This window comes from Microbacterium nymphoidis (assembly GCF_021044885.1).
Lineage (GTDB): Bacteria > Actinomycetota > Actinomycetes > Actinomycetales > Microbacteriaceae > Microbacterium > Microbacterium nymphoidis.
In genome coordinates, this window is sequence record NZ_JAJNOD010000009.1 from 32673 (window position 1) to 52060 (window position 19388).

Annotated in this window: 17 protein-coding genes; 12 read left to right on the forward strand and 5 right to left on the reverse strand. The window is 68.9% G+C overall.

Features of this window, described 5'->3' with window-relative positions; all coding sequences use genetic code 11:
• Nucleotides 1–44 precede the first annotated feature (44 nt).
• From pheS to LQ566_RS17325, 9 genes are all read left to right on the forward strand, one after another.
• Entirely contained in the window at nucleotides 45–1085 is a 1041-nt protein-coding gene (pheS, locus tag LQ566_RS17285) for a phenylalanine--tRNA ligase subunit alpha (protein ID WP_231093033.1), read from the forward strand.
• The gene (pheT, locus tag LQ566_RS17290) at nucleotides 1085–3619 is read left to right on the forward strand and encodes a phenylalanine--tRNA ligase subunit beta (protein WP_231093034.1); all 2535 of its coding nucleotides are present in this window, start codon (nucleotides 1085–1087) and stop codon (nucleotides 3617–3619) included. The genes pheS and pheT overlap by 1 nt, the downstream gene beginning before the upstream one ends.
• Before the next feature lie 391 nt (nucleotides 3620–4010).
• Complete coding sequence (gene argC / locus LQ566_RS17295; protein ID WP_231093035.1) at nucleotides 4011–5063, forward strand: N-acetyl-gamma-glutamyl-phosphate reductase; 1053 nt, start codon at nucleotides 4011–4013, stop codon at nucleotides 5061–5063.
• On the forward strand, nucleotides 5060–6217 hold the full coding sequence (argJ, locus tag LQ566_RS17300) for a bifunctional glutamate N-acetyltransferase/amino-acid acetyltransferase ArgJ (RefSeq protein ID WP_231093036.1): 1158 nt from the start codon (nucleotides 5060–5062) through the stop codon (nucleotides 6215–6217). The genes argC and argJ overlap by 4 nt, the downstream gene beginning before the upstream one ends.
• Complete coding sequence (argB, locus tag LQ566_RS17305; RefSeq protein WP_231093037.1) at nucleotides 6214–7119, forward strand: acetylglutamate kinase; 906 nt, start codon at nucleotides 6214–6216, stop codon at nucleotides 7117–7119. Before argJ ends, argB begins: the two co-directional genes overlap by 4 nt.
• Nucleotides 7116–8315 carry an acetylornithine transaminase gene (locus LQ566_RS17310; RefSeq protein WP_231093038.1) on the forward strand — a complete coding sequence of 400 codons (1200 nt, stop codon included), beginning with the start codon at nucleotides 7116–7118 and terminating at the stop codon, nucleotides 8313–8315. Before argB ends, LQ566_RS17310 begins: the two co-directional genes overlap by 4 nt.
• Nucleotides 8312–9241: an ornithine carbamoyltransferase gene (argF, locus tag LQ566_RS17315; RefSeq protein ID WP_231093039.1), complete on the forward strand. Its 930-nt coding sequence runs from the start codon at nucleotides 8312–8314 to the stop codon at nucleotides 9239–9241. The genes LQ566_RS17310 and argF overlap by 4 nt, the downstream gene beginning before the upstream one ends.
• Entirely contained in the window at nucleotides 9238–10659 is a 1422-nt protein-coding gene (argH, locus tag LQ566_RS17320; RefSeq protein ID WP_231093040.1) for an argininosuccinate lyase, read from the forward strand. Before argF ends, argH begins: the two co-directional genes overlap by 4 nt.
• Nucleotides 10656–13559, forward strand: coding sequence for a DEAD/DEAH box helicase family protein (locus LQ566_RS17325; RefSeq protein WP_231093041.1), 2904 nt, complete (start codon nucleotides 10656–10658; stop codon nucleotides 13557–13559). The genes argH and LQ566_RS17325 overlap by 4 nt, the downstream gene beginning before the upstream one ends.
• Nucleotides 13560–13577: 18 nt before the next feature.
• Here LQ566_RS17325 and LQ566_RS17330 read toward each other — a convergent pair whose 3' ends face one another.
• Complete coding sequence (locus LQ566_RS17330) at nucleotides 13578–14159, reverse strand: DUF1349 domain-containing protein (RefSeq protein WP_231093042.1); 582 nt, start codon at nucleotides 14157–14159, stop codon at nucleotides 13578–13580.
• A 122-nt stretch (nucleotides 14160–14281) separates the two neighbouring features.
• Here LQ566_RS17330 and LQ566_RS17335 point away from each other — a divergent pair, with 122 nt between their 5' ends.
• Nucleotides 14282–14608: a hypothetical protein gene (locus tag LQ566_RS17335; RefSeq protein WP_231093043.1), complete on the forward strand. Its 327-nt coding sequence runs from the start codon at nucleotides 14282–14284 to the stop codon at nucleotides 14606–14608.
• A gap of 61 nt (nucleotides 14609–14669) precedes the next feature.
• Here the strand turns inward: LQ566_RS17335 and LQ566_RS17340 are convergent, their stop codons facing one another.
• The 3 genes from LQ566_RS17340 to LQ566_RS17350 all read right to left on the reverse strand — a co-directional run bounded on the left by LQ566_RS17340 (nucleotide 14670) and on the right by LQ566_RS17350 (nucleotide 16075).
• Entirely contained in the window at nucleotides 14670–15089 is a 420-nt protein-coding gene (locus LQ566_RS17340; protein WP_231093044.1) for a four-helix bundle copper-binding protein, read from the reverse strand.
• Nucleotides 15090–15199: 110 nt separating this feature from the next.
• Nucleotides 15200–15607 (reverse strand): VOC family protein, encoded by a 408-nt coding sequence (locus LQ566_RS17345; RefSeq protein ID WP_231093045.1) that lies wholly within the window; start codon nucleotides 15605–15607, stop codon nucleotides 15200–15202.
• Between the two features lie 60 nt (nucleotides 15608–15667).
• The gene (locus LQ566_RS17350; protein WP_231093046.1) at nucleotides 15668–16075 is read right to left on the reverse strand and encodes a helix-turn-helix transcriptional regulator; all 408 of its coding nucleotides are present in this window, start codon (nucleotides 16073–16075) and stop codon (nucleotides 15668–15670) included.
• 62 nt (nucleotides 16076–16137) lie between these two features.
• On the opposite strand from LQ566_RS17350, the gene tyrS reads away from it, so the two are divergent.
• On the forward strand, nucleotides 16138–17439 hold the full coding sequence (tyrS, locus tag LQ566_RS17355; protein WP_231093047.1) for a tyrosine--tRNA ligase: 1302 nt from the start codon (nucleotides 16138–16140) through the stop codon (nucleotides 17437–17439).
• 118 nt (nucleotides 17440–17557) lie between these two features.
• Nucleotides 17558–18349, forward strand: coding sequence for a DUF4184 family protein (locus LQ566_RS17360; protein WP_231093048.1), 792 nt, complete (start codon nucleotides 17558–17560; stop codon nucleotides 18347–18349).
• Here the strand turns inward: LQ566_RS17360 and LQ566_RS17365 are convergent.
• Nucleotides 18332–18985 (reverse strand): pyridoxine/pyridoxamine 5'-phosphate oxidase, encoded by a 654-nt coding sequence (locus LQ566_RS17365; RefSeq protein WP_231093049.1) that lies wholly within the window; start codon nucleotides 18983–18985, stop codon nucleotides 18332–18334. The genes LQ566_RS17360 and LQ566_RS17365 overlap by 18 nt on opposite strands.
• Between the last annotated feature and the right edge of the window lie 403 nt (nucleotides 18986–19388).

Genomic DNA, 19388 nt, shown 5'->3' on the forward strand with positions numbered 1-19388 from the left:
GGGGCCGTCCGTCGTGTCGGATGCCCGCCGGTAGACTGGAAAGCGTGTCTGAATCTCCCGTGATCACTCCTGAAGCGGTCAACGCCGCCGTGACGGACGCTCTCGCCGCGATCGCGGCCGCGCCCGACACCGCAGCGCTCAAGGCCGTCCGTGCCGCGCACCAGGGCGAGGGGTCGCCGCTGGCGTCCCTCAACGCCGCGATGCGCTCCGTCGCCCCCGCCGACAAGGCCGCTTTCGGCAAGCTGGTGGGTCAGGCTCGCGGCAGCGTCACGCAGGCTCTCGTCGCCCGCGAGCAGGAGCTGGAGGCGGCCGAGACGGCCGCGAAGCTCGAAGCTGAGCGCGTGGACATCACCGCGCTCGGTTCGCGTCGCGCCGTCGGCGCCCGCAACCCCCTCACCCTGCTGCAGGACGAGGTCAGCGACATCTTCGTCGGTATGGGGTGGGAGATCGCGGAGGGCCCCGAGCTCGAGCACGAGTGGTTCAACTTCGACGCCCTCAACTTCGACGTGGACCACCCCGCGCGGCAGATGCAGGACACGTTCTTCGTCGACCCTGTCGCCCGCCACCTGGTGATGCGCACGCACACCAGCCCGGTGCAGGTGCGCTCGATGCTCGATCGGGAGGTCCCCATCTACGTCCTGTGCCCGGGGCGCGTGTACCGCACAGACGAGTTCGATGCCACGCACCTGCCGGTCTTCACGCAGTTCGAAGGTCTGGTGGTGGACAAGGGCATCACGATGGCGAACCTCAAGGGCACCCTGGATCACGCCGCGAAGGTGCTGTTCGGCCCGGAGGCGAAGACCCGCTTCCGCACCAACTTCTTCCCGTTCACCGAGCCCAGCGCGGAGCTGGATCTGTGGCACCCCACGTTCCCGGGCGGAGCCCGCTGGATCGAGTGGGGCGGCTGCGGCATGGTGAACCCCAACGTCCTGCGCGCCGCCGGCATCGACCCCGAGGTCTACTCGGGCTTCGCCTTCGGCATGGGCATTGAGCGCACGCTCATGTTCCGCAGCGACGTGCAGGACATGCGAGACATGGCCGAGGGCGATGTCCGCTTCAGCGAGCAGTTCGGAATGGTGATCTGATGCGTATCCCGCTCTCCTGGCTCCGCGAGTACGTCGCGGTCCCCGCAGATGCGACCCCCGAGGACGTCCTCGCGACCCTCGTGAAGGTCGGCTTCGAAGAGGAGGACGTGCACGGCTTCGACGTGTCCGGTCCCATCGTGGTGGGGCAGGTGCTCTCCTTCGAGGAGGAGCCCCAGTCCAATGGCAAGACCATCCGCTGGTGCCAGGTCCAGGTCGCGCCCGAGGGCGAGAAGGCCGCCGACGGCGGCGACGCCGTGCACGGGATCGTGTGCGGTGCCGGCAACTTCTTCCCCGGTGACAAGGTGGTGGTGACCCTTCCGGGCGCCGTCCTCCCCGGACCGTTCCCCATCGCCGCGCGCAAGACCTACGGCCACGTGTCCGACGGCATGATCGCCTCGGCGCGCGAGCTGGGCCTCGGTGACGAGCACAACGGCATCCTGCGACTCGTCGAGCTCGGGCTCGACGACGCGCCGGTGGGCTCCGACGCCATCGCGCTGCTGGGGCTGGATGACCAGGCCATCGACATCAACGTCACACCGGATCGCGGCTACGCGCTCTCGGTGCGCGGCGTTGCGCGCGAGTACGCGCTCGCGGCCGGTATCGACTTCACCGATCCCGCCGATCGTCCCGCCGAGGAGATCGGTGAGGGCACCGGTTTCTCCGTGGTGGTGGACGACCAGAACCCCATCCGCGGAAACGTGGGAGCCACCGAGTTCGTCACCCGCGTGGTGCGAGGAGTCGACCCGTCGGCGCCCACGCCCGCGTGGATGATCGCGCGCCTGTCCCTCGCGGGCATGCGCTCCCTCGGTGTCCTCATCGACATCACCAACTACGTGATGCTCGAGCTCGGTCAGCCGCTGCACGGATACGACCTCGACAAGCTCACCGGTGGTATCACCGTGCGCCGTGCCGTCGCGGGGGAGAAGCTGACCACGCTCGACGGCGTGGAGCGCACGCTCAGCGACGAGGATCTGCTCATCACCGACGACGCTCAGGTGCTGGGTCTTGCCGGCGTGATGGGCGGGCTCACCACCGAGATGAGCGAGACCACGCGTAACGTCCTGATCGAGGCCGCCAACTTCGACACCGTCTCGATCGCGCGCAGCGCACGCCGCCACAAGCTGCCCAGCGAGGCATCGCGCCGCTTCGAGCGCGGCGTCGACCCGCTGGTGAGCTTCGTCGCCGCTCGACGCGCTGCCGACCTCATGGTCGAGCTCGCCGGAGGCACGCTGGACGAGCTGGGCGGACAACTCGGTGGCGAAGTGGTGTCGGTCGGCATCGACCTTCCCGATGGCTTCGTCTCCGGACTCATCGGCGTCGAGTATTCCGATGAGGAGATCGTCGGTGCCCTCACGGCCATCGGCGCACAGGTCGCACGTACCGATTCCGACGCCATGTCGGTCGTGATCCCTCCGACCTGGCGTCCCGACCTCACCGACAAGTGGACCCTGGCCGAGGAGGTCGCCCGCGTCTACGGGCTCGACCGGATTCCCTCCGTCCTGCCGACCCCGCCCTCGGGTCGTGGTTTCACCGCAGCCCAGACCGGCCGTCGTCGCGTGTCCAACACTCTGGCCGCCGCCGGCTTCGTCGAGACGCCGTCGTTCCCGTTCATCGGCCGGGCCGCCAACGAACTGCACGGTTCAGCCGCGGCCGGACCGGTGCCGATGATCCGTCTCGCCAACGCGATCGACGGCGCGGCGCCGTTCCTGCGCCGTTCGCTCATCCCTGGTCTGCTCGCTGTGGCGCACCGCAACCAGTCGCGCGGTCTCGTCGACCTCGCGCTGTTCGAGGTGGGCTCGGTGTTCCTCCCCGTCGAGGGCGTGCAGTACGGCACCGACACCGTGCCTCCGCTCGGGGTACGGCCGAGCGATGAGGTGCTGTCCGAGCTGAACGCGTCCATCCCTCCGCAGCCGCGTCACGTCGCCATCCTGCTCACGGGCAACCGCGTGGCCAAGGCGCCCGGCCAGTCGGCCGAGACCTACGACCTCGTCGACGCTCTGGATGCGGTCCGCGCCATCGGCGTGGCTGCCGGGGTGAGCATCGATGTGGCCCAGGGGGAGCGGGCAGCGCTGCACCCGGGGCGCACGGGTGTGCTCTCGGTGTCCGGGGTCGAGGTCGGCTACGTCGGCGAGGTCCTGCCGCAGGTGTCTGCGGAGGCCGACATCCCCGGCCGGGTGTACGTCGCCGAGCTCGACCTGGACCTGCTGCTTTCCACGGCCGCCGAGCGCACCGTGGCGGCATCGCTGTCCACTTTCCCCGCGGCCACCCAGGACGTTTCGCTGCTCGTCGGTTCCGAGGTGACGGCGGGTGCGCTCGCCGCCGCCCTCACCGAAGGCGCGGGTGATCTGCTGGAGTCCGTGCGGCTGGTGGACGACTACCGCGGCGAGGGACTGCCGGACGGCTCGAAGAGCCTCACCTTCGCGCTGCGCTTCCGCGCGGTCGATCGCACGCTGACGGCGGCCGAGGCCACGGAGGCGAAGCTCGCTGGCGTGGCGGTGGCCACCGAGCGCCTGGGCGCACAGATCCGCGACTGAGCTCTGAACACGAGGGGCGGGCACCGACCGGTGCCCGCCCCTCGTGTTTGCGGTGTGCCGGTGCTCGGTCTCGAATCCAGGACCGGGTCGTGAAAACAGGACCGAAGCCGCCGATTCATCCTTTTTTCGGCGCATTCTCCTCGATTCACGACCCGCTCGGAAACACCGCGCGGTCATGAACGGACTCCGATTTCGGGCGGCAGGGCCCGGCGCGCTAGCATGGCCTCTATGTCGCAGACGCTCACCCGCATCACGCTCGTCACGAGCGTCGTGGCGCGTCGACGTCAGGCGGGACGCCGAATCTAGGCGACCCCGCTTTCGTCGCGTCTGCATGCGGCGGAACGCCGGTGTCGCCTTCCTGGCCCCGTTCCGCTGACTTTAAGGTAGAAACATGACGTATTCGGTCGCCGTCTCCGGCGCATCCGGCTACGCGGGCGGCGAGATCCTGCGCCTGCTCGCGAACCATCCGGACATCGAGATCCGCACGGTGACGGCTCATTCGAACGCCGGTCAACCGCTCGCCCTCCACCAGCCGCACCTGCGATCCCTCGCACATCTCACGCTGCAGGACACCACCCCGGAGATCCTCGCAGGCCACGACATCGTGTTCCTCGCCCTTCCGCACGGTCAGTCCGGGCAGTACACCGACCACCTGGCGGATGTGGCGCTGGTCATCGACGCCGGCGCGGATCATCGTCTGACGGACCAGACTGACTGGGATGACTTCTACGGTGGCCACTTCCACGAACCGTGGGCGTACGGCGTACCGGAGCTGCTCATCGACGGCGGCGCGCGCAAGCAGCGCGAGCGCCTGGCCGGTGCCACGCGCATCGCTGCTCCCGGCTGCAACGCCTCGACGGTGGAGCTGAGCCTTGCCCCCGGGATCGCCGCCGGTGTGATTGAGGCGGACGACATCGTCTCCGTCCTCGCAGTCGGACCTTCCGGTGCCGGCAAGAGCCTCAAGCCCAACCTGCTCGCGAGCGAGATCCTCGGCTCCGCAAACCCCTACGCGGTGGGCGGCACCCACCGGCACATCCCCGAGATCCGGCAGGGGCTGCGGTGGGCCGGAGCAACCGGGCCGGTGCGCATCAGCTTCACCCCCGTACTCGTCCCGATGTCCCGGGGGATCCTCGCCACCACCACGGCGCGGATCGCCGAGGGCGTCGCAGACGCTCAGATCCGTGAGGCCTGGCAGCACGCGTACGGCGACGAGACCTTCGTCCAGCTGCTGCCCGAGGGGCAGATGCCACGGACGGCCGACGTCACCGGCGCGAACACCGCGCTGATCGGCCTGTCCATCGACCGCCGCGCCGGGCGCGTGATCGTGGTCACCGCTGTCGACAACCTCGCCAAGGGCACCGCCGGTGCCGCTATTCAGTCCATGAACATCGCGCTCGGCCTCCCCGAGGACCGGGCCCTCACCGTGAACGGAGTCGCACCGTGAGCGTCACGGCCGCACAGGGATTCGAAGCCGCGGGTGTCGCGGTCGGCCTCAAGTCGACGGGCAACCGCGATGTCGCTGTGGTCGTCAACCGCGGTCCGCTGAAGGTGGGCGCCGCCGTCTTCACCTCCAATCGCGCTCAGGCCAACCCGATCATCTGGTCGAAGCAGGTGATCCAGGACGGCGTCGTGGAGGCGATCGTGCTGAACTCCGGCGGGGCGAACTGCTTCACGGGTTCCTTCGGCTTCCAGACCACGCACCAGACCGCTGAGCGTGCGGCCGAGCTCCTCGGCGTCAGCGCGGGTGACGTGCTGGTGTGCTCCACCGGTCTCATCGGCACGGGCGACGAGGTCTTCCGCGGCAAGGTGCTGGAGGGTGTTGCGCAGGGCATCGCGGAGCTGTCCGCCGATGGCGGCGAGAACGCTTCCCTCGCCATCATGACCACCGACACGCGTCCCAAGCGTTCCGTGGTCTCTCGCGATGGCTGGACCATCGGCGCGATGGCGAAGGGTGCGGGCATGCTCGCTCCGGGGCTGGCCACGATGCTCGTCGTGATCACCACCGATGCCGTGCTCACCAGCGAGCAGGCCGACACCGCGCTGCGCGCCGCGACGCACGTCAGCTTCGACCGGCTGGACTCCGATGGCTGCATGTCCACCAACGACCAGGTCACGCTTCTGGTCTCCGGTGCCTCGGGCATCACCCCTGACCTGGCCGACTTCACCGCGGCCCTGACCGAGGTGAGCGCAGACCTCTCGCGGCAGCTCCAGGGCGATGCCGAGGGAGCCAGTCACGACATCACGATCGTCGTGCGGGGAGCGGCGAACGAGGACGACGCCGTCGAGGTGGGGCGCTCCGTCGCGCGCAACAACCTGTTCAAGGCTGCGATCTTCGGCAACGACCCGAACTGGGGCCGCGTGCTCGCCGCCATCGGCACCACACAGGCGGAGTTCGACCCGTACAACGTGGACGTCTGGATGAACGGCGTGCGTGTCTGCCACGAAGGCGGGCCGGACGCGCCGCGCGAAGAGGTCGATCTCTCCCCGCGTGCCACCGAACTCGTCATCGATCTGCTGACGGGGGACGCCACCGCAACGATCCTCACCAACGACCTGACCCACGACTACGTGCACGAGAACAGCGCCTACGCCTCATGACCGACGACAACCTCCAGCACACCGATCCGATCGCCGCCTCCGAGCGCGCGGCCATGCTGATCGAGTCCCTGCCGTGGCTGCAGAAGTTCCGCGACGCCATCATCGTGGTCAAGTACGGCGGAAACGCGATGGTGTCCGAGGAGCTGCAAGACGCGTTCGCCGCCGACATGGCCTATCTGCGCTACGTCGGCATCCAGCCGGTGGTTGTGCATGGCGGGGGGCCGCAGATCTCGAACATGCTCGATCGCCTCGCCATCCCGAGCGAGTTCCGCGGCGGATACCGCGTCACCTCCACCGAGGCGATCAGCGTGGTGCGCATGGTGCTCACCGGGCAGATCAATCCGCAGCTGGTCGCCAAGATCAACTCCCACGGGCCGATCGCCACCGGACTGTCCGGTGAGGATGCGGGCCTGTTCGGCGGTCGCCGCCGGGGCGTGGTGATCGACGGTGTCGAGGAGTCCCTGGGCCGTGTCGGCGACGTCGTCACCGTTGATCCGACCCCCGTGCTCGATCATCTCGCCGCGGGGCGCATCCCCGTGGTGTCCTCGATCGCGCCCGATCTGGACCACCCCGGTCAGTCGCTCAACGTGAACGCCGACGCCGCGGCCGCGGCTCTCGCCACCGCGCTCGGGGCGAAGAAGCTGGTCATCCTCACCGATGTCGCCGGCCTCTACGCGGACTGGCCCAACCGGGACTCTCTCGTCTCGCACCTGAACGCACAGGAGCTGCGTGAACTCATGCCGAGTCTGGAGAGCGGCATGATCCCCAAGATGCAGGCCTGCCTCGACGCCGTCTCCGGCGGTGTGAGCAGCGCCGCGATCATCGACGGACGGGTGCCGCACTCGGTGCTCGTCGAACTCTTCACCAGTCAGGGAATCGGAACGGAAGTGGTGGCGCAATGAGCGCATGGCAGGACGACGCGACGCGCGATCTGATGGGGCTGGGCGGCCGCCTGGCGCTGCTCGTGCGCGGCGAGGGGTCCGCGGTGTGGGACGCAGAAGGCAACCGCTACCTGGACTTCCTCGGCGGCATCGCCGTCAACAGCCTCGGTCACGCACACCCGGCTTTCGTCGCGGCGGTCTCTGACCAGGCGGCGGTGCTCTCGCACGTGTCCAACTACTTCGCCACACCTCAGCAGCTCGAGCTTGCCGCCACCCTGAAGCGTCTGGCCGGTACCGGAGACGCAGGGCGGGTCTTCTTCGCCAATTCCGGCACGGAGGCGAACGAGACGGCGGTGAAGCTGGCCCGTCTGCACGGGAACAAGGTCGGCAAGAAGGGGCTGGTCAGCCTCAACCACGCCTTCCACGGTCGTTCGATGGGGGCCTTGTCGCTCACGCCGAAGCCGCTCTATCAGGACGCTTTCCAGCCGCTGCTGCCGGATGTCACCTACATCGACAACACCCTGGACGCGCTGGAGGAGCTGGACTGGTCCGACGTCGCGGCGATCTTCATCGAGCCGATCCAGGGCGAAGCCGGAGTGGTCGAGCACCCCGCTGGCTTCCTTCGCCGCGCCTGGGAGCTCGCCACGGCGAACGACGCGCTGCTGATCGTCGATGAGGTGCAGACCGGGATGGGACGCACGGGGGACTGGTTCGCCTTCCAGCGCGAGGGCATCGTCCCGGATGCGATGACGTTGGCCAAGGGCATCGCCGCCGGCTTCCCGCTGGGGGCGCTGGTCACCTTCGGCGAGGCGAGCGAGCTGTTCTACCCGGGCACCCACAACTCGACCTTCGGCGGCAATCCGCTCGCCACGGCCGTCGGCATCGCCGTCATCGCTGAGATCGAGGACAACGACCTGCTCGCGAACGTGAGTGCACGCGGCGAGGAGCTGCGGGCGGCCGTCGCCGATCTTCCCCTGGTCGCCGGAACCTCCGGAGCGGGCCTGCTCATCGGAATCCAGCTCGACGGCCCGCACGCCGGTGCCGTTCGCGAGGCGGCCCACCGGCACGGGCTGATCGTCAACGCGCCGACCGATGACGTCATCCGCATCGCACCGGCCTACACGATCGGCGACGCCGAGGTCGAAGAATTCACCCGTCTGTTCGCCGCCGCGCTCGCGGACGTGAACGGCACCGCACCCGAGGAGAACCACGCATGATCCGTCACTTCCTCCGTGACGACGACATCACCCCCGCCGAGCAGGCGGAGATCCTGACGCTTGCCACGCAGCTGAAGACGGACCGCTGGCAGACGAAGCCGCTGGCCGGACCGCAGACGGTCGCGGTGATCTTCGACAAGTCATCCACGCGCACCCGCGTGTCCTTCGCCGTGGGAATCGCGGATCTCGGCGGCTCGCCGCTGATCATCACCACCGCCTCCAGCCAGCTCGGCGGGAAGGAGACGCCCTCCGACACCGCGCGCGTGCTCGAGCGCCAGGTCGCTGCGATCGTGTGGCGCACCTACGGCCAGGCGGGTCTCGAGGAGATGGCTCGCGGCACGACCGTGCCGGTCGTCAACGCGCTGTCCGATGACTTCCACCCCTGCCAGCTGCTGGCGGACCTGCTCACCATCCGGGAGCACAAGGGCGAGCTCGCCGGGCTCACTCTGTCCTTCTTCGGCGACGGGGCCAGCAACATGGGCCACTCGTACCTCCTCGCCGGGGCCACCGCGGGAATGCACGTCCGGATCGCCTCGCCCGCGGGGTACGAGCCGCGTGCCGATGTGGTCGCCGATGCCCGTGCCATCGCCGCGCAGACGGGTGGCTCGATCCTCGTGACCACGGACATCGCCGAGGCCGCGTCGGACGCGGACATCGTGATCACCGACACGTGGGTCTCCATGGGTAAGGAGGAGGAGAAGCAGGCGCGCCTGGACACCCTCGGCGCGTACAAGGTCACCTCCGCCGTCATGGCCCAGGCCGCGTCGGATGCGATCTTCATGCACTGCCTCCCCGCCGACCGCGGATACGAGGTCGACGCCGATGTGATCGACGGCGACCAGTCCGTCATCTGGGACGAGGCGGAGAACCGCCTCCACGCGCAGAAGGCGCTGCTGGTCTGGCTGCTGCAGAAGGCGAACGCATGAGCGGGCAGCACGGAACCAACGAGGGCTCCCTCTGGGGCGCCCGGTTCGCAGGGGGGCCGTCGCCGGCCCTCGCCGCGCTCAGCCGCTCGACCCACTTCGACTGGGTGCTGGCGCCGTACGACATCCGCGGTTCGAAGGCGCACGCCACGGCGTTGAACGCTGCGGGCTACCTCACCGATGACGAGCTGCACGACATGCACGCTGCTCTGGACCAGCTGGCTGCGGACGTCGCCTCCGGTGCGTTCGTCGCCGCCGACACGGATGAAGACGTGCACGGTGCGCTCGAGCGCGGACTGATCGAGCGCGCCGGTGCAGAACTGGGCGGCCGCATTCGCGCCGGTCGCAGCCGCAACGACCAGATCGCCACTCTCGTGCGGATGTTCCTGCTCGATCATGCGGCCATCATCGCCCGCGAGATCGGCGGCCTGATCGACGCGCTGCTCGCGCAGGCGGAGGCGGCCGGAACCGCGATCATGCCGGGGCGCACGCACCTCCAGCACGCCCAGCCGGTCCTTCTCGCACACCACTTGCAGGCGCAGGCGTGGCCGCTGGTGCGCGACCTGGAGCGCCTGCGTGACTGGCGTCGCCGCGCGGTCGTCTCGCCCTACGGCGGGGGAGCGCTGGCGGGTTCCACCCTCGGCCTGGACCCGGCGCTCGTCGCCCGTGAGCTCGGCCTGCAGAGCCCGGCACCCAATTCGATGGACGGCACGGCCGCTCGTGATGTGGTGGCGGAGTTCGCCTTCATCACCGCCATGGTGGGCGTGAACCTGTCGCGCCTGTCGGAGGAGATCATCCTCTGGAACACCCGCGAATTCGGCTTTGTCACGCTGAACGACGCGTACTCGACCGGCTCCAGCATCATGCCGCAGAAGAAGAACCCGGATATCGCCGAGCTGGCGCGGGGGAAGTCGGGTCGTCTCATCGGCAACCTCAGCGGCCTGCTCGCGACGCTCAAGGCCCTTCCGCTCGCATACAACCGCGATCTCCAGGAGGACAAGGAGCCCGTCTTCGACTCCGTCGCCACGCTGGAGGTGGTCCTGCCCGCCTTCACCGGCATGGTCGCGACCCTGACCTTCCACACCGACCGCATGGCGGAGCTCGCGCCACAGGGCTTCTCGCTCGCGACGGACGTCGCTGAGTGGCTGGTCAAGCAGCGTGTTCCGTTCCGCGTCGCGCACGAGGTCTCCGGAGCCCTCGTTCGCGCCTGCGAGGAGCGGGGCATCGGGCTGGAGGACGCCGACGATGACCTCCTCGCGGCGGTCTCCGAGCACCTCACACCAGAGGTGCGCAGCGTCCTGTCGATCGAGGGTTCGGTGGCCAGTCGCGACGGCATCGGCGGCACCGCCCCGGTGCGTGTCAGCGAACAGCGCACGCAGCTCGCTGCCGAGGCGCGGGAACTGGTCGCCGTCTGGGCATGACCCCGACCGCGCAGCCGCCGGAGAGCGCCCTGAGCACATGGGCATTCTCCGGCGTTCTGCGTTCCTCGCAGCAGGCCCTGCTGGACGCCGTGCACGTGCGGCCGCCGGAGCCGCTGCACCTGGTCGCGCCGCCGGGTGCGGGAAAGACGCTCATGGGTCTCCTCCTGGCGATGCGCCGGGGGTCGCGTGCCGTGGTGCTGGCGCCCACAACGACGATCGCGCACCAGTGGATGACCCAGGCGCTGGCCCTCGCACCGCATCCGGGTGCGGTGTCCGACGATCCCGCCCGGATCGCCGATCTCACGGTGCTGACCTATCAGCGCATCAGCGTTCCCGACCGGTCCGATGCGTTCGAGCCGATGGCTCGCGATCTCTGGGTGACCGAGCTCGTGGACGGAGGGCAAACTCGGCCCGAGGCCACGGCGCTCGTAGCCGCGCTGGCGGTGGAGAACCCGGCGGCCTACCGATCGGGGATCGCGCGACGGGCGACGAGGCTGCGGCGCAGCATCGTGCGCCACAGCACCGAAGAGCTGGCGGCATGTCTGCACCCGAACGCGCGCCGGCTGCTCGACGATCTCGTCGACGCCGGCGTCACGACGGTGGTCCTCGACGAATGTCACCATCTCACCGATCACTGGGCCCTAGTGATCGCCTATCTGCGCGCCCGGATCGCGCAAGCCGGCAGCGAACCGCTCCTCGTCGGCCTGACGGCCACCGTTCCCTCCCCGCAGGACGCCACGGGCTACGAGAATTACACCGGCTTGCTGGGCGAGGTCGACTATGATGCGCCCACCCCGGCTGTCGTGCGGGAAGGCGCCCTGGCGCCGTATCGGGATCTCGCCTGGTTCACCGCACCCACGATGGAGGAGGCGACGTTCCTCGCGGGACGCGATGGACTCCTGGCCGCGCTGATCCGCAACACCCTCGGCCGAGATGAGGGGGTCGTCTTCCTCCTCGACGTGCTTCTCGGCGATCGGGGAGCCGGTCGGCAGCTCACACGCGATGAGATCGACGCGCGTATCTCGAACGCCTACGTCGACGACTTCCCGATGGCTGCTGCTGCGGCCGCCGTGCTCCGCGGGGTCGCGCCGACGAACGACCTCCTGCCCCTGCTCCCGGACGAATCACGCTTGATCGGCGATGACGCCCTGCGGCTTCTCGCGCGTTTCCTCGTCCAGCACGTGCTCCCGGACCCCGCGCGAGCGGAGGACTGGGCCCGCGCACGGCGAACCCTGGCGGATTTCGGCTATGCCCTGACGGACCGTGGTCTTCGACGGGCCCGGGACCCGATCGAGTCGACACTCGCCACCTCGGCGGCAAAAGACCGCGCGGCGGCAGACATCCTGGCACAGGAGCTCGCCTCTGCGGAGGCCGATCGCGTTCGTGCGGTCGTGGTGTGCGACTTCGCCGAGCACGGCAACCGGGCAGGACGCACCGCGCGCCGCGGTGGCGCACTGCGGTGCTTCGATGCGCTCGTCGCGGATCCGCGGCTGCAGCAGGCCACCGCCATCCTCGTCACCGCCAGGCACGTGCGGGTGGCGTCGCGAGACCTGTCGTTCCTGCTGCCGCGATTGCAGCGCGTGCTGGGCACGGTCCCGCAGCTCGGCGTGGTCGAGGGGGCCACCACTGAGCTCGTCGTGACGGGCGTGACGCGTGCGCGCGTCATCGCTGGGGTCTCGACGCTCATCGGGGAGGGTGTCGTCCGCGTGCTCGTCGGCACGCGCGGACTCCTCGGAGAGGGCTGGGACTGTCCCGCCGTCAACACCCTCATCGACCTCACGACCGCATCGACGTCGGCCGCCGCTCAGCAGCTTCGGGGGCGGACCATGCGGCTGGACCCGGGCTGGCCGGAGAAGGTGGCACACAACTGGAGCGTGGTCACCCTGCTCCCGGCCGCGCGGACGACGGGAGCGCTCGCGGATGTGAAACGGCTCGGGCGCAAGCTCGATGCCCTGTGGGGTGTGCGCGCGGAGAACGCCCCTGACGTCGTTCGCGGCCCGAGCCACACCCTCACGGGAGCGCAGCGCGGCCTGCTCACACAGGTGCGCGAAGGGCGAGCACCCGGCGACGTCATCGCACGCCTGCAGAAGCTCACCCCGATTCGCTCGCGCGCCGAGACACGGGACCGGTGGCGCCTGGGGGAGCCGATCGAGAACATCGAGCGACGGATGACGGTGGTCGCGGGGGTGGACAGAGCGCTGCCTCCCGCACCCTTCCGTGCGCGGTTCTCGCGCTCTCTGGGAGCCGCGTCGGCCGGAGGAGCCGTGCTGGCATCACTCACGACGGCAGCGTCGGCGGCCCTGCTCGCGCTCGGCACACAGCCGGGGGCCGGATTCTGGATCGGCGGCGCCGCTGCGCTGACGACTGCGCTCACGGTGCCGGCCGGCATCTCCTGGTGGCGGATGCGCCGCCGCGTGCCGGATGACATGGCGCTGTGGACACAGACTGCGCATGCCGTCCGCGACGCGCTGGTGGCCGACGGAGCGCTCTCTCGCCCTCACACTGTCCGGGCGAGCATCGTGGAGCGGGAGGTTCGGATCGTGCTGGAGGGCGCGGGCTCCGGCGAGCAAGCCGTCTTCCGGCGCAGCCTCATCGGACTGTTCGAACGTGTTCGCACACCGCGCTTCCTGCTCGAGGTCGACCGTGGAGTGGTCGGTGACCCGCTATCCCGACTCGCCATGCGAGCGACTCGGGGCCGTGGGGATCTGCTGGCGGTACCGAAGGACCTCGGCCGCCGGCGCGGCACGGCGGTGGCGTTCGCCCAGGCGTGGAACGACCGCGTGGGCCCGGCGGTGCTCCATGAGATGAACAGCCGAGACGATGCAGCTCTCCTCGCCGTTGCACGCCGCCAGTCGCGCACGGGATCACCTCGTCCCTTTCAGCGCGACGTCTGGAGCTGATGGCCCGGTGCCGGGCGATCAGTGGATCTCGGTGTCGGCGGCCCCGCGCGTCCAGGAAGTGAACGTCACGACGAGCCCGCTGCGCGTGGGAGCCGCCAGGAACGGACCCGCCGTGACCGGGACGTCGCCGGGGAACGGCGCGAGCCGGACCAGCCGCCAGTGCTCGTCCTCGCCGGATCGCGCGCGGATGATGAGGGCGTCGGCCCAGCGGCTGACACGGAGGATCAGTCCGCGTCCCGCCCACTCGTCCACGTGACCCACCGACCAATCCGAGGCGCCGTTCGTGACCACCGCGCCCAGGCCGAGGTGTCCGTCGGCGAACTCGACGCCGGCCTTCACCCAGCGTTCCGCGTCCGCTCGGACGAACACTCCCGCCTGATCGAACTCGCCGGTGAAGTCGCCACGGAAGCCCACCTCCATCGACTCACCGACCTCCAGCGGCGCGAGGAGCGCGTGCTCGTTGTCATGGGTGAAGCCGTAGGCGGTGCGCAGCCACGCATCGCTGCCCTCCGCGGCCTCGACGGCGAGCGCACCGTCGAGAGTGGACGATGAGACGGGGGCGGTGGTCCACGATCCGGACTCCCAGGCGACGATTTCCATGACGCCATCATGACCGATCGTGACGACGTGCATGTCGCTATGTGACGCCTCGCGTGACGTGGCCGCTGCGTGAGACGTACCGTGGACCAACCGATCAGCAGACCCGAGAAGGGAACGGAACGATGTCCACCACCACGCGCCTCGAGCAGTCCATCCAGACCGCTTGCGAGCACGGCGCGATGTGCGTGCACGACCGTTCCGGCCATGGTCTGACGGGCATCCGCCTGCGCCTGGCCCTCACCACCCGCTCGGGATGGCGAGATGCCGTCATCGAGTCGGTCGACGCGGACGGCTGGATCGATCTGCGCCTGCTCGCCGACGGCGACCTCGTGCGGGTCTGGAACCATGCCGATCTCAGCGAGGTGCTGGTGTCCGGCGAGCCGGTGGCTCTGCACGAGCGCTACGAGGTGCTCGCCGCCGGCGCACTCCATCTGAACATCGCGGTCTGAGCCGCGCACACGAAGAAGGGTCCGTGCCTGTAGGCACGGACCCTTCTTCGTTTCGGGACGCTTACGCTCCCATCGAGGCCATCATCTTCTCGCAGGCCTTCATGCAGGTCTCGGCGGCCATCATGCACATGCGGCAGGTCTCGCTCATGTCCGCGTGCTTGGCGCACTCGTCCATGCAGGCGCGGCACATTGCGATGCACGCCTGCAGCATGGGCATCATCGTCTCGGCCGACATGCTCATCGGGCGCATCATCATCTTCATCATGGTGGAGCAGACGTCCGCGCACATCGCGCACATCGACGCGCACATGCCGATGCCGTCCATGCCCGACATGGCGTCGGAGCACATCGTGCACGCCTGCATACAGGCGTTGCACGCCTCCATACACTCCTGCATCACCATCATGTCCATGTTCTGCATCATGCTGTCCTGCATCATGGACGCGGGCATCATCTTCATCATGTCCGTCATCTGGTCCATAGCCGACTCCTCTCGATCGTGCGGATGCACGTCAGTCGGCTGGCACCCGCGGTTATGACGAAATGTTACGCGCGTGTGGCGGCGTTGCGGAAAACTCCTCGTGAAATATTTCAGCCCCGTGGCTGCTGCACACGAATGGCCGTGCCCGCAGGGTCACGCAGCGCGAAATCGCGTACGCCGTAGTCCTGCTCGAGGATGTCCTGCACGATCTCGGCGCCGGCGTCCACCGCTCGCCGGTAGGCGGCATCGAGGTCGTCGGTCGACAGGACGAGCTGGGGAAGAGATCCTGCCGCAAGCAGCCGGGAGAGTGTCTCGCCGTCCTCCGGGGAGACGCCCACGCGCGGGCTGGTCAGCACGATCTGACCCGGAGCGCCTGCCTCGGAGCCGAGCGTGACCCAGCTGAACTCGCCGTAGTTGACCTCTGTCAGCACGGAGAAGCCGAGGGCGTCGCGGTAGAACGCGGTGGATGCGGGGATGTCGTCGGAGAGCACGGTGGTGAACTGCAGATTGATCGTCATGCGGTCAGCCTACGAACGCCGGGCGGGATGCGCTTCTTCGAATCTGCTCGTCCACCTCGCTCAGTCCTCGTAGCGGCGGCGACGGGTGAAACGGGCGGCCACGAACGGCGGGACCAGCTCGATGTCGGCATGCTCGCGCCGCGCGTAGGCGGATGGCGTCTCCCCATACACTTCCCGGAAGCGCGTGCTGAACGAGCCCACGGAGCTGAGACCCACCGCGATGCAGGCATCCGTGACGCTCGCGCCCTGGCGCAGCAGCCAGGCGGCTCGCTCGAGACGCCGCGTCAGCAGGTACTGGTGCGGGCTCTCGCCGTACAGAGCGCGAAACGACCGGGTGAAATGGGCCGGGGAGAGGTGCACGTGGGCGGCGACATCGGGAATCGTGAGACCGTCCGCGTATCGCCGGTCGATGAGGTCGCGAGCCCGCCGCAGCAGGCGAACGGTGTCCAAGTCGGGCTTCGCGCTCACCCGCCCACCCTATCGAGGGCAGCGGTCACGCCGGGGTGCGCGCACGACCTAAGCTGGAACGCATGGCAACCGCAGTTGATATCGCGACGCCGCCCGCAGCAGATCCCGCGTTCGAGAACGTGTGGGACGAGCTGGTCTGGCGCGGACTCGTGCACGTGTCCACCGATCAGGAAGCTCTTCGTGAGCTGCTCGGCGGGGACCCGATCGTCTATTACTGCGGCTTCGACCCGACGGCGCCCTCGCTGCACCTCGGGAACCTGGTTCAGCTGCTCACGCTGCGCCGCATCCAGCTCGCCGGTCACCGTCCTCTCGGGCTCGTGGGAGGCTCCACCGGGCTGATCGGCGACCCGCGGCCCACGGCCGAGCGCACGCTCAACACGCCGGAGACCGTGGCGGCCTGGGTGGACCGTCTGCGCTCGCAGGTGGAACGCTACCTGAGCTTCGAAGGCGACAACGCCGCACGCATCGTGAACAATCTGGACTGGACCGCGCCGCTCAGCGCGATCGACTTCCTTCGTGAGATCGGCAAGAACTTCCGCGTCGGCACGATGCTGAAGAAGGATGCCGTCGCCACGCGGCTCAACTCCGAAGAGGGCATCAGCTACACCGAGTTCAGCTACCAGATCCTGCAGGGGATGGACTTCCTGGAGCTGTACCGTCAGTACGGGTGTGTGCTGCAGACCGGCGGATCCGACCAGTGGGGAAACCTCACCAGTGGTACCGATCTCATCCGCAAGGTCGAGGGCGTGAGTGCTCACGCCATCGGCACCCCGCTGATCACCAACAGCGACGGCACCAAGTTCGGCAAGTCCGAGGGCAACGCGATCTGGCTGGACGCATCGATGTGCAGCCCCTACCGGATGTACCAGTTCTGGCTGAACACGGACGACGCCGACGTGATCGATCGTCTCAAGGTGTTCACGTTCCTCACCCGCGATCAGATCGAGGACTACGCCCGCCTGGTGGCCGAGGAGCCCTTCCGTCGCGAGGCACAGAAGCGACTGGCGCTCGAGGTGACCACGACGGTCCACGGTCCGGAGGCGACCGACGCGGTCATTGCGGCTTCCGAGGCGCTGTTCGGCAAGGGGGATCTGGCAGCGCTCGATGCCGACACGCTGCGCACGGCACTGGAAGAGCTTCCTCACGCCGACGTGGCTCGCGGATCCACCGTCGTGCAGGCACTGGTGGACACCGGCCTGTGCAGCAGCGCCAGCGAAGCGCGTCGTGCGATCAGCCAGGGCGGCGTCTCCCTCGACGGAGTCAAGATCGACGATGAGAACGCCGTCGTCACGGGCGCCCTGCCCGGCGGGGTCTCTGTGCTGCGGCGCGGCAAGAAGACGCTTGCCGGTCTGTTCGTCTCCTGACGTGATCCCGAGAAGGGACCCGGAACCACCTGGTGGCTCCGGGTCCCTTCTGCCGTGATCCGTAGACTCGGTGCCGTCGCGGGGGGCATCCGTCTCCGGGCGCCGAGAGGGGGAGCGTGTGCCGCTCACAGTCAGTCACGCGGTCGTCGCGCTGCCGTTTCTCAGGACGCCCCTCGTCCCGTCGGCGATCGCCATCGGGTCGATGATCCCCGATCTGCCCATGTTCCTGCGTCCCCTGGGAGCGGTCGGGGTTACGTACGCCCGCACGCATGACTACGCCTGGTTGCCGATGACCGTTGCCGTCGCCCTGGTTGCTCTGCTGCTGTGGCGATGCATCCTCCGGCCGGCGACCGTCGAGCTCGCGCCGCGCTGGATCGCCGAGCGCCTGCCGTCGTCCTGGAGTGGCACGGCCCGGGCCGCGCTTCGGGAGACGTGGACCCGCGGGCGGAGCAGAGCCCTGACCGTACCGATCCTCGTCGTCTCCATTGCTCTCGGTGCGGCATCGCACATCCTCTGGGACTCGTTCAGCCACGAGGGGCGCGGGGGGACGGCGTTCGCCGGACTCGACGCGCTCTGGGGGCCGTTACCCGGCTACAAGTGGCTGCAGTACGGCTCCGGCGTGATGGGCCTGCTCATCCTCCTGGTGTGGGGCGCGCTGTGGTTGCGAAGGCAGCCGGTCCGTGCGATCCGGCGGCGCGTGAGCTGGAAGGTCCGTGTGCTCTGGTGGGCGTCGCTTCCGGTCGTGCTGCTGATCGCGGGGGCACTCGTGCTGGCGGGCGGCGCGCCGCAGGGGGAGACCTTCACGGCCGGGCACCTCGCCTACGGCGTGCTTCCTGCCCTCGGCGCGTGGGGCCTGGTCACGCTGGCCCTGTGCGTCGTGATCTCGGTGAGGTCACGGCCACAGCAGTGAACGGGTCCACTCGTCGCCACTGCGTGTGTACGCCAGGCGGATCTGGCCCTCGTCGGGGGTGGAAGCCCAGAACTCCACCTCGTCCGCGACAACGGTGAACACCGCCCAGATGCCGGAGACATCGGCCTCCCCGCCCTCGATGCGCTCGAGCTCGTCACGGAACAGGCGGATGTACTCCGGACGGGACGGCAACGGTGAGCTCTGCGTGCCCAGGCGCCCGGCCGCGCGGGAATGCGCGGGTCGCGCCTGTTCGTCCGCTCGGGCCACCGCTTCGGGCTCGCGCCTGACCAGTCCGCGCACCCGCACCTGTCGGCCCAGTTCGCGCCAGTAGAACGTGAGCGCCGCATGCGGGACGCGCTCGAGCTCCGCCACTTTGCGGCCGTCGGTGCGGGTGGCGAACACTACACCGTCGTCGTTGACGTCCTTCACGATGAGTGTGCGCGCACTCGCGGTGCCCGCGACCGAGACCGTGCTGAGAGTGACGGCGTGGGGGACGAGGACGCCGGCAGAGATCGCCGCGTCGAGCCACTCGACCAGCAGCGGGAGCGGCCGAGCCGGTGCGCTCTCCACGGGAAACTGCGGCAGGTCTACATCGAACGAGGGGAGGGCGCGCAGTCGGTCGCGAAGGGACGTCATGGGTGAACGCTAGCGGGACACCGGCCGCGACACGCCCGGGCTGCAGGAGAGATTCGACAGCGAGGCCGGATGGGCGTAAGTTAGTTCTTGTTCGCCCCACAGGGTAGAGCGGAGGCCTTCGGGTCCAGCTCCCCTCAAGCGGAGAACACCTCATCAAGAAGGAACGGACGATCGTCCGGGCCTGGCTCTCGAAGCCTAGATGAAACAATCGGATCACGGAGATCATCGGCCACCGGCTCCTCGGAGCAGGACAGGTTCGACGCCTCTAGATCCACCGAGAAGTTGCCCCGCAGCTAAGCCCCGTGTGGGTGGTGTGTGGGAGCATCCGATCCTTGAGAACTCAACAGCGTGCACTTGTCAAATGCCAAATAACCTCGTCACCCCTTTTTGGGGTGGGAGATTC

Excerpts from the sequence above, each read along its gene's own strand:
- pheT (WP_231093034.1), top strand. The coding sequence starts at position 1,085 with ATGCGTATCCCGCTCTCCTGGCTCCGCGAGTACGTCGCGGTCCCCGCA.
- argC (WP_231093035.1), top strand. The coding sequence starts at position 4,011 with ATGACGTATTCGGTCGCCGTCTCCGGCGCATCCGGCTACGCGGGCGGC.
- argB (WP_231093037.1), top strand. The coding sequence starts at position 6,214 with ATGACCGACGACAACCTCCAGCACACCGATCCGATCGCCGCCTCCGAG.
- LQ566_RS17310 (WP_231093038.1), top strand. The coding sequence starts at position 7,116 with ATGAGCGCATGGCAGGACGACGCGACGCGCGATCTGATGGGGCTGGGC.
- argF (WP_231093039.1), top strand. The coding sequence starts at position 8,312 with ATGATCCGTCACTTCCTCCGTGACGACGACATCACCCCCGCCGAGCAG.
- argH (WP_231093040.1), top strand. The coding sequence starts at position 9,238 with ATGAGCGGGCAGCACGGAACCAACGAGGGCTCCCTCTGGGGCGCCCGG.
- LQ566_RS17325 (WP_231093041.1), top strand. The coding sequence starts at position 10,656 with ATGACCCCGACCGCGCAGCCGCCGGAGAGCGCCCTGAGCACATGGGCA.
- LQ566_RS17330 (WP_231093042.1), bottom strand. The coding sequence starts at position 14,159 with ATGGAAATCGTCGCCTGGGAGTCCGGATCGTGGACCACCGCCCCCGTC.
- LQ566_RS17335 (WP_231093043.1), top strand. The coding sequence starts at position 14,282 with ATGTCCACCACCACGCGCCTCGAGCAGTCCATCCAGACCGCTTGCGAG.
- LQ566_RS17340 (WP_231093044.1), bottom strand. The coding sequence starts at position 15,089 with ATGGACCAGATGACGGACATGATGAAGATGATGCCCGCGTCCATGATG.
- LQ566_RS17345 (WP_231093045.1), bottom strand. The coding sequence starts at position 15,607 with ATGACGATCAATCTGCAGTTCACCACCGTGCTCTCCGACGACATCCCC.
- tyrS (WP_231093047.1), top strand. The coding sequence starts at position 16,138 with ATGGCAACCGCAGTTGATATCGCGACGCCGCCCGCAGCAGATCCCGCG.
- LQ566_RS17365 (WP_231093049.1), bottom strand. The coding sequence starts at position 18,985 with ATGACGTCCCTTCGCGACCGACTGCGCGCCCTCCCCTCGTTCGATGTA.